General features: G+C 72.1%; 8 protein-coding genes and 2 pseudogenes. 4 read left to right on the top strand and 6 right to left on the bottom strand.

From position 1 onward, the window contains the following. From HF526_RS33640 to HF526_RS33665, 6 genes and pseudogenes are all read right to left on the bottom strand, one after another. Positions 1-1,018 (bottom strand): annotated as a pseudogene (locus tag HF526_RS33640) (hypothetical protein); the annotation flags it as partial. 305 nt (positions 1,019-1,323) lie between these two features. After that, on the bottom strand, positions 1,324-2,454 hold the full coding sequence (locus tag HF526_RS33645) for an alpha/beta fold hydrolase (RefSeq protein WP_169385701.1): 1,131 nt from the start codon (positions 2,452-2,454) through the stop codon (positions 1,324-1,326). Beyond that, positions 2,454-3,215: an SDR family NAD(P)-dependent oxidoreductase gene (locus HF526_RS33650; RefSeq protein WP_169385702.1), complete on the bottom strand. Its 762-nt coding sequence runs from the start codon at positions 3,213-3,215 to the stop codon at positions 2,454-2,456. Before HF526_RS33650 ends, HF526_RS33645 begins: the two co-directional genes overlap by 1 nt. A gap of 13 nt (positions 3,216-3,228) precedes the next feature. Next, positions 3,229-4,227 (bottom strand): acetamidase/formamidase family protein, encoded by a 999-nt coding sequence (locus HF526_RS33655; RefSeq protein ID WP_169385703.1) that lies wholly within the window; start codon positions 4,225-4,227, stop codon positions 3,229-3,231. A 61-nt stretch (positions 4,228-4,288) separates the two neighbouring features. Beyond that, positions 4,289-5,482 carry a cytochrome P450 gene (locus HF526_RS33660; protein ID WP_169385704.1) on the bottom strand — a complete coding sequence of 398 codons (1,194 nt, stop codon included), beginning with the start codon at positions 5,480-5,482 and terminating at the stop codon, positions 4,289-4,291. 111 nt (positions 5,483-5,593) lie between these two features. Continuing rightward, positions 5,594-6,319, bottom strand: a complete 726-nt coding sequence (locus tag HF526_RS33665) for an IclR family transcriptional regulator (RefSeq protein ID WP_338051934.1) — start codon at positions 6,317-6,319, stop codon at positions 5,594-5,596. 86 nt (positions 6,320-6,405) lie between these two features. Between HF526_RS33665 and HF526_RS33670 the strand changes: the two genes are divergently transcribed. From HF526_RS33670 to HF526_RS33685, 4 genes and pseudogenes are all read left to right on the top strand, one after another. After that, positions 6,406-7,602: a 4-hydroxybenzoate 3-monooxygenase gene (locus tag HF526_RS33670; protein WP_169385706.1), complete on the top strand. Its 1,197-nt coding sequence runs from the start codon at positions 6,406-6,408 to the stop codon at positions 7,600-7,602. Beyond that, entirely contained in the window at positions 7,599-8,321 is a 723-nt protein-coding gene (gene pcaH, locus HF526_RS33675; RefSeq protein ID WP_169385707.1) for a protocatechuate 3,4-dioxygenase subunit beta, read from the top strand. Before HF526_RS33670 ends, pcaH begins: the two co-directional genes overlap by 4 nt. Continuing rightward, a complete protein-coding gene (gene pcaG, locus HF526_RS33680) occupies positions 8,314-8,883 on the top strand; it encodes a protocatechuate 3,4-dioxygenase subunit alpha (RefSeq protein WP_169385708.1) in 570 nt (189 codons plus the stop codon). Before pcaH ends, pcaG begins: the two co-directional genes overlap by 8 nt. A 29-nt stretch (positions 8,884-8,912) precedes the next feature. Continuing rightward, a pseudogene (locus HF526_RS33685) lies at positions 8,913-9,038 on the top strand (hypothetical protein); the annotation flags it as partial.

Consider the following 9,038-nt stretch of genomic DNA (forward strand, 5'->3'; position numbering starts at 1 on the left):
GGGCGAAGTTGGCGATGCCGCCGACGTTGGTGGCCGGGTTGACCTGGGCGTTGACGCCGATGAGGCTGCCGCCCTGGAAGGCGTGCTGGTCGCCGCCGCGGTGGTGGCCGCCGTTGCCGCCGAACTGGTGGATGCCGGTGTTCTGCGAGCTGTCGGCGTTGGCGTTCTGGTGGACCGGGGCGAAGTTGGCGATGCCGCCGACGTTGGTGGCCGGGTTGACCTGGGCGTTGACGCCGATGAGGTTGCCGCCCTGGAAGGCGTGCTGGTCGCCGCCGCCGCCGTTGCCGTTGCCGCCGCCGTTGTGGCCGCCGCCGTTACCGCCGTTGCCGCCGCCGTTGTGGCCGCCGCCGTTACCGCCGTTGCCGCCGCCGTTGTGGCCGTCGCCGCCGCCGTTGCCGCCGCCGTTGCCGCCGCCGTTGCCGCCGCCGTTGTGGCCGTTGCCGCCGCCGTTGCCGCCGTCGCCGCCGCCGTTGTGGCCGCCGCCGTTACCGCCGCCGCCGCCGTTGTGGCCGCCGCCGTTACCGCCGTTGCCGCCCTCGTCGCAGCTCTTGCCGCCGCCCTTGCCGCCGAACTGCTGGATGCCGGAGTTGGCGCTGCTGTCGCTGGTGGCGTTCTGCGTGACCGGCTTGGCGTTGGCGATGCCGCCGACGTTGGTCGCCGGGTTGACCTGCACCAGCCCGGAGACCAGGTCGGCGGCCTGGAACGCCTCCTGGCCGCCGCTGCAGTGCGCGCCGAACTGCTGGATGCCGGAGTTGGCGTCGCTGGAGCCGAGGGCGTTCTGCGCGACCGGGGCGGCGCTGAGGATCCCGCCGACGTTGGTGGCCGGGTTGACCTGGGCCAGCAGGTCGACCACGCTCCCGCCCTGGGCTGCGTTCTGGTCCTCGCAACCGTTGTGGCTCTTGCCCCAGTCGGTGTCGTTGTCGTGACCGGTGCCCGCGTTGGCCAGGCCCGGGGCCGCCATCGCGAGCGGCAGGGCCAGCGCGGAGGCCGCGACGACACGGCGGGCGGTCTTGCTCATCTGCATTGGAGTGTGTCTCCTCATTCGGACATGACTCCCTGACCCACTCAGTCCACAGTGGACACAATCGCGCCGTTGTGGCAGAAGAGCGGGTGGTGGGGCGGGTCAGGCGGGGTCGCACCGCTGCGACTACCTCTTCAACGACCGGCACACGATGGGGTTACGAGCAGGTGACCGAGTGTGGCCCACGTCACCATTTCGAGTACGAATCCGGACACCCGGTGTGACCGGGTACTAATCCGAGCGTGCGCTTACCTGTATGTGGTGACCTGCGGCGACGGTCGAGGTCGATCCGCGAACCGGCGTCAGCGCACCGTGCGGAAGAACGTCCGCAGCTCGTCGACGAACACCTCGGGTTGCTCGAGTGAGGCGAAATGCCCGCCGGTGTCCGGGGTGGCGAAGTGCTGCAGGTTCACGAAACGGCGCTCCAGCCAGTGCCGGGGCAGCCGGACCAACTCCTTGGGGAACAGCGTCACGCCGGTCGGCACCTCGACGGTGTCCAGGCGCCGCGACGCGTAGCTCTCCCAGTACAGCCGGGCCGACGACGCGCCGGTGCCCGGAAGCCAGTAGAGCATCACGTTGTCGAGCAGGCGGTCCCGTGAGATCACGTTCTCCGGATCGCCGGCGCAGTCGGTCCAGTCCCAGAACTTCTCCACGATCCATGCGCACTGCGCGGCCGGCGAGTCGAGCAGTCCGTAGCCCAGTGTCTGCGGGCGGGTCGACTGCTCGGCGGAGTACCCGGTGCCCAGGCGCAGGAACTGCTGCCGGTCGGCGGCGGCCTGCTGTTCGGCCTCGGTGAGCGGCCGATCGTCGTCGTCGGGACGCGGGGCCAGCGGCATGGTCAGGTGGATGCCGGCGACGTGCTCGGGATCGCCGGTGCCCAGTGCCGCCGTGACCATCGAGCCCCAGTCTCCGCCCTGTGCGCCGTAGCGGGTGTAGCCGAGCCGGTCCATCAGCTGGGCCCACGCCGTGGCGATCCGCTCGACCCCCCATCCCGGCCGGGCCGGCTTCCCGCTGAACCCGTACCCGGGCAGCGACGGGCACACGACGTGGAACGCGTCCGCCGGGTCCGCGGGGTTCGTCAGGGCCTCGACGACGTCCAGGAACTCGACGATCGAGCCCGGCCAGCCGTGGGTGAGCAGCAGCGGCAGTGCATCGGAGTGCGGTGAGCGCGCGTGCAGCACGTGCACGTCGACGGTGTCGTCGCCGCCGCCGTCGAGCCCGGTCACGAACTGCGGGACGGCGTTGATCTCGGCCTCGCAGCGCCGCCAGTCGTACTCCTGTGCCCAGTACCGGCACAGCTCCTGCGCGAAGCCCAGCGGCACCCCCTGTGCCCAACCGTCCACCGTCGACGGTTCGGGCCAGCGGGTGCGGGACAGCCGGTCGCGCAGGTCGTCCAGGTCGGACTGGGGAATGTCGACGCGGAACGTCCGCACTACAGCTGCACCCCGCGGGTCAGCGCGCCGTCGACGACGAGGTTCGTGCCGCTGATCCGGCTCGCCCGCGGACTGGCCAGCATCACCACGGCGTAGGCCGTCTCCTCGGGGGTGCCCATGCGGCCGGTCGGGTTGAGCGCCATGGCCTCGTTGAACAGGTCGGGGGAGTTCTGCTCGATGTTCTGCCAGACCCCGCCGTCGAAGTAGGTGTTGCCCGGCGAGACGGTGTTGGCCCGGATGCCCTTCGCGGCGAGCTGGTGGGCAAGGCCCTGCAGGTAGTGCACGATCGACGCCTTCATCACCCCGTACGGCCCCGCGGCGAAGTCGATCTCGCGGCCGGACACGCTGGAGATCCCGATGATCGACGCGGCGTCGCTGCGCTCGAGGTGCGGCATGGCCGCCTCGACCATCCGGACGGTGTGCATCAGGTCCACCTCGAAGCTGGACCGCCAGTTCTCCTCGCTCTCCCCGATCGCGAGCGCGCTCACGTTGGCCACGACGATGTCGACGCCGCCGAGCTGTTCGGCCGCGGCGCGGACCCACGCGGTGACCGCGGCTCCGTCGCCGACGTCCACCGCCGAGCCGATCACCTCGGCGCCGTCGGCGCGCATCGCCTGCTCGGCCTCCTTGACGTCGGCCTCGGTGCGTGCGCAGAAGGCGACCGCGACGCCCTCGGCGGCCAGCCCCTCCACGACCGCCCGGCCGATGCCCTTGGTGCCGCCGGTGACGATGGCCTTGCGTCCGGTGAGCTGCAGATCCATGAGACGTCCTCTCCTACAGGGTGCGGGCCTGGTCGCGCAGGTAACGGTGCATGCCGCCGTACGCCGCGCCCGCCGGGAGCAGGTCCTTGGCGACCTTGGTGATCGCGGAATAGTTCGTGTCGACCACATTGGCCAGCGGCGACTCGCTGATCTGGGTGAGCAGTTGGTAGGCGTCGAGCCGGTCGAGGCCGTAGAGCTCGCCGAGCCAGCCGATCATGCCGATCTGGCTGGCCCGCCAGGCGTCCTCCAGCGGCCGCGACGACCCGACGACGACGTAGTGCGAGTCGCTCTCGATCCGCGGCCACTCGGGTGCGCCGCCCTTGACGAGCTCGACCAGGATCGTCGCGTCCATCGCCCCCTCGACGGCGGTGCCGCAGCTCTCGCCCTCGCCCTGCCGGTAGTGCCCGTCGCCGATCGAGAACATCGCGCCCTCGACGTTGACCCCGAGAAAACAGGTGACCCCTGCGCGCATCTCCGGGGTGTCCATGTTGCCGCCGAACTTGTCGGGGACCAGTGAGCTGCGGACCTCGCGTCCGGCCGGCGCGACGCCGACGGTGCCGAGCATCGGGTTGATCGGCAGCTCCAGACGCAGGTCGCTGCGCTGGGCTTCGAACAGCACCGTGCCGCGGTCGCGGTCGAGCTGGTAGATCCAGGTCTGCTCGGGCAGCGGATCGTGCAGCAGCGCGGTGCGGTCGGTGGCCGACAGCGCGCCGAAGAACGGGATGGTCGTCGACGCCGCCCAGTTCCGGGCCGGGGTGAGATCGACGATGTGCAGCGCGAGGGTGTCGCCCGGCTCCGCGCCCTCGACGTAGAACGGGCCGGTCTGCGGGTTGACCTCGGTCATGTCCAGCACCGCGCTGGGCCGGTCCGAGGTGCGGGTCAGCCGCCCGGAGAAGGCGTCCTCGGTCCACAGCCGCAGCAGCGTGCCGGGAGTGATCCGGTGGCTCGGCGCAACCCCGCCGAACGTCCAGACGTACTGCTCGCGCTCGGGCCGGTACTCCACGACGTCCACGGCGGTGATCGTCGTCCGCGGATGCGTGAGCGCGCAAGGGTCACCCGCCGCAACAGGGGGGTCAGGACGGGATGAGGCGCAGCGGGAGGGACGCCAGCCCACGCAGCGTGTTGTTGTGCATGCGCTCCGGGGTGCCGGCCGGCTCGATGCGGGCGACCCTGCGGGCCAGTGCGGACAGCACCGCCTCGCCCTCCAGTCGGGCCATCGCCATCCCCACGCAGGCGTGGATGCCGAACCCGAACCCGACGTGCCCGGTGGCGCGCCGGTCGATGTCGAAGATGTCCGGGTCGTCCCAGTGCCGCGGGTCCCGGTTCGCTGCGCCGAGGAACAGCAGCACCTTCTCCCCGGCGGGGATCGCGACCCCGTCGAGGTCGACCTCGCGGGTGGTCGTGCGGAAGAACGTCTGCACCGGCGCCTCGAAGCGCAGCACCTCCTCGAACGCCGCCCGGGCCCGGTCGGGGCCGGCGCGCAGCACGTCGTACTGGCCGGGGTGGGCGGCCAGGCACAGCAGCGCGTTGCCGAGCCCGTGCACGGTGGTGTCCACCCCTGCGGAGAGGAACGAGCGCACGAGCATCGCGGCTTCGGCCGGGGTGAAGCCCTCCTGGGCGGCGCGCTCGTGGATCTGGGCGCCCATGCCGCCGGGGGCGAGGTGCTCGGCCTCGCAGTGCTGCATGATCCAGTCGCGGATCGGGCCGGCGTCGGCCACCGCGGCGGTGAACAGCTCGTTGCGGGGCCCGAAGGTGTTGAACACCATGTTCCCGTAGACCAGCAGCTTCTCCCGTCCCTCTGCGGGCAGCCCGACGGCGTCGGAGAAGACCTGCAGCGGGTAGACGCGGGCCAGCTCGGCCATGCCGTCGATCACGCCGCCGTGGGCCAGCTTCGCGACCAGTTCGTCGGCCGCCCCCGTGAACGCCTCGGTGAGCCGGCGGATCGCCGCGGCCGAGAGGACCCCGTTGACCACGCGGCGGGCCCGGGTGTGCTCGGGCGGGTCGGCCTCGAGCAGCAGGCTCGGTGGGCGCCACGGTTCCTCCTTGCGGAAGTCCGAGATCCCGACACCGGCCGCCGAGCAGAACGCCTCCGGGTCCAGCAGCGCGGTGTGCACCGGCTCGTGCCGGGCGGTGGCCCAGATGTCGTAGCGCGCCAGCCGGACGACCGGGCCGGCGTCGCGCAATGCGGCGTGCGCCGGATACGGGTCGTCCAGGAACTCGCGGGAGAAGGGGTCCAGGTCGCTGACCAGGACCGGCTGCGTTGGCATCACACGTACTCCTTCGACGCCGGGGAGTCGGCCGGGCCAGCATGCGGATCCGCGACGACGTGGTCTCGGTCACTTCCGTTGGCCGGAAGACCTGATCGATACCGGCCGGGGTCAGTGGTGGCCGAGCACCCGGGAGATGCCGCGGGCGGCCGCGCGGACCACCGGGACGTAGGCCAGCGGGTTGGTCCCGGTGGCCGGCACGACCACCGAGAGTGCTGCGACGACGTCCCCTGACGCCCCGCGCACCGGCGCGGCCACCGACAGTGCGACCAACTCGATCTGCCCGTCGCTGATCGCGACCCCGGTGCGGCGGACGTCGGCCAGCACCCGGCGCAGTTCATCGGCGGAGCAGATCGTCTTGTCCGTGTAGCGGCGCAGCGGCGCGGCGAGCACCCGCTCCTGCAGTTCGGCGTCGGCGTGCGCGAGCAGTACCAGGCCGACGCCGGTGGCGTGCAGCGGCAGCCGCATGCCCACCCGGGTGATCACGTTGACAGCCGCCCGGCCGGAGAGCCGCTCGACGTAGACCACCTCCGTGCCGTCGAGCACGGCGAGCTGCACGTTCTCCCGGGTCACCTCGTAGAGATCCTCGAGGAACGGCATCGCGCTCTCGCGCAGGCCCAGGCTGCGCGGGGCCAGCGCGCCGACCTCCCACAACCGCAGCCCGATCCCGTAGCGACCGTCCTCGTCGCGTTCCAGTGCGCCCCACGCGGCCAGTTCGCCGACGAGCCGGTGCGTCGTGGTCAGCGGCAGCTCCGAGCGGCGGCTGATCTCGGTGAGGGTGAGCCGCGGGCGGTCGGTGGTGAACGCCGCGAGCACGTCCAGGACGCGGGCGGTCACCGACGGTCTGCCTGCCACGCGGTCAGTCTTCCGGTGAACGGAAGTGCCGTCGAGACGGGCGGCCCCGTTGGGCCAGGCTCGGCGTCATGCGAACCCAGGTCGGCATCATCGGGGCCGGGCCCGCCGGACTGCTTCTGTCCCATCTGCTCGCCCGCCAGGGCATCGAGTCCGTCGTGCTGGAGGCGCGCAGCCGTGACCACGTGGAGAAGCGGATCCGGGCGGGCGTGCTCGAGCACCCCACCGTCGAGCTGCTCCGCGAGGTCGGCGTGGGTGCGCGGATGGATGCCCAGGGTCTGCCGCACGAGGGCATCTCGCTGCGCTTCGACGGCGCGGACCACCGCATCGACTTCGCCGACCTGGTCGGTAAGGGGATCGTCGTCTACGGCCAGCAGGAGGTCGTGAAGGACCTGATCGCGGCGCGGGTCGAGGCCGGTGGTGCGATCGAGTTCCAGGTCTCCGGCGTGCACCTTCAGGACATCGAGACGACCAGCCCGTCCATCGCCTACGTCGACGCCGCGGGCGTGGCCCGGGAACTGCACTGCGACGTGATCGCCGGGTGCGACGGCTTCCACGGGGTGAGCCGGCACGCGTTCCCCGCCGGCGCGCTGACCGCGTTCGACCGGCAGTACCCGTTCGGCTGGCTGGGGGTCCTGGCCAAGGCCGCGCCCACGCATGCCGAGCTCGTCTACTCGGCCGGCGAGCGCGGGTTCGCGCTGTACTCGATGCGCAGCCCCGAGGTGACCCGGCTCTACCTGCAGGTGCCGCCGGACACCAACGCGGCCACCTGGTCCGAGGCCGCGATCTGGGACGAGCTCAACCGGCGCCTCGCCGCCGAGGGCTTCACCCTCAACGAGGGCCCGTTCCTGGAGCGGCCCTCGGTCACCGGGATGCGCAGCGTGGTCGTCGAGCCGATGCGCCACGGCCGGCTGTTCCTCGCCGGCGACGCCGCCCACATCGTGCCGCCCACCGGCGCGAAGGGGATGAACCTCGCCGTCGCCGACGTCCGGGTGCTCGCCGACGCCCTCGGCTCGTTCTTCGGCTCGGGCTCGGAGACCGGGCTCGACGAGTACTCCGCCACCTGCCTGCGCCGGGTCTGGCGGGCCGAGCACTTCTCCTGGTGGATGACGTCGATGCTGCACCGCTTCGACGACACCGACCCCGCCGGTGATCCGTTCGGGCGCCGGCTGCAACTGTCCCAACTGCACTACACCGTGTCGTCGCGGGCGGCGTCGACCAGCCTGGCCGAGAACTACGTCGGACTTCCCTACGGAGCTGCGCCATGACCCTGTCCCTGCCCGTCGCCGGCTACCGGCCCGCGCCGGACGGCACCCATCCGCCGCTGGACTTCGCCGGCTATCGCAGCACCGGGCTGCGGGCGCCGTCGCAGGCGCCGATCGTGGTGCGCCACCGCCTCACCGAGGTCACCGGCCCCCTGCTCGCCGGCGACCGGATCGGCCCGTCCGACCACGATCTGACCACGCAGCACGCCGGCGAGGCGCTCGGCCAGCGGATCATCGTGTTCGGCCGGGTGCTCGACTCGGACGGGCGGGCGGTGCCCGACACTCTCGTCGAGATCTGGCAGGCCAACGCCGCCGGCCGCTATGCACACGCGCGGGACAACTGGCCCGCCCCACTGGACCCGAACTTCACCGGTGGCGGGCGGGTGGTCACCGACGCCCGGGGCAACTACTCGTTCACCACGATCAAGCCCGGCGCCTACCCGTGGGGCAACCACCACAACGCCTGGCGCCCCGCGCACATCCACTTCTCGCTGTTCGGCCGGGCCTTCACCCAGCGCCTGGTCACCCAGATGTACTTCCCGGACGACCCGCTGTTCGCCCAGGACCCGATCTTCAACTCGGTGCCCGACCCCAAGGCCCGGCAGCGGATGATCTCCACGTTCGACCTGGATGCCACCCGCCCGGACCGGGCGCTGGCCTTCCGCTTCGACATCGTGCTGCGCGGCCGCGAGCAGACCCCCTTCGAGGAGCCCCATGAGTGAGTCCCAGGGCCAGCTCGGCCTGACCCCCTCCCAGACCGTCGGGCCGTTCCTGTCGATCGGCCTGACCTGGGCCGACGGCGCGGACGTGGTCCCCGCCGGGACGCCGGGGGAGATCCGGATCGGCGGCGTGCTCTACGACGGCGCCGGCGAGCCGATCACTGACGGGCTGATCGAGACCTGGCAGGCCGACCCGGACGGCCGGTTCGCCCACCCGGACGACCCGCGGGGTGCGGTCGAGCCGTCCGTACCCGGCTTCCGCGGGTTCGGCCGCAGCGCGACCGACGCCGAGGGCCGGTGGGAGGTGCGCACGGTCAAGCCGGGCGCGCTGCCCGGTGAGGCCCCGCACATCGACGTCTCGGTGTTCGCCCGCGGGCTGCTCGACCGCGTCGTCACCCGGATCTACTTCCCGGACGAGGACGCGGCCAACGCCACCGACCCGCTGCTGTCCGAGGTCCCGGCCGACCGCGTCCCGACCCTCGTCGCTCACCAGGCCGCCCCCGGACACCTGCGGTTCGACATCCATCTCCAAGGCGAGGCCGAAACGGTCTTCCTCGCCCTCTGACGCGCCCCTACGAGTTCGGCCAGCAGATCGTGTTCGCCCACGACGGCCGCCCGTTCCTGTCCTACGAGTCCCGCGCCTGGCTGCTCGGCCCGGGGCGGAGAAGGTGGACGCGGCCCGGCCGGCGGTCTCGCAGCACCTCGCGAAGCTGCGGATGG

The organism is Pseudonocardia acidicola, from assembly GCF_012911935.1.
In the GTDB taxonomy this organism is placed as follows: domain Bacteria; phylum Actinomycetota; class Actinomycetes; order Mycobacteriales; family Pseudonocardiaceae; genus Pseudonocardia; species Pseudonocardia acidicola.

Coding starts and splice junctions, on each gene's coding strand:
- HF526_RS33650 (WP_169385702.1), bottom strand. CDS start 3,215: ATGGATCTGCAGCTCACCGGACGCAAGGCCATCGTCACCGGCGGCACC.
- HF526_RS33660 (WP_169385704.1), bottom strand. CDS start 5,482: ATGCCAACGCAGCCGGTCCTGGTCAGCGACCTGGACCCCTTCTCCCGC.
- HF526_RS33670 (WP_169385706.1), top strand. CDS start 6,406: ATGCGAACCCAGGTCGGCATCATCGGGGCCGGGCCCGCCGGACTGCTT.
- pcaH (WP_169385707.1), top strand. CDS start 7,599: ATGACCCTGTCCCTGCCCGTCGCCGGCTACCGGCCCGCGCCGGACGGC.
- pcaG (WP_169385708.1), top strand. CDS start 8,314: ATGAGTGAGTCCCAGGGCCAGCTCGGCCTGACCCCCTCCCAGACCGTC.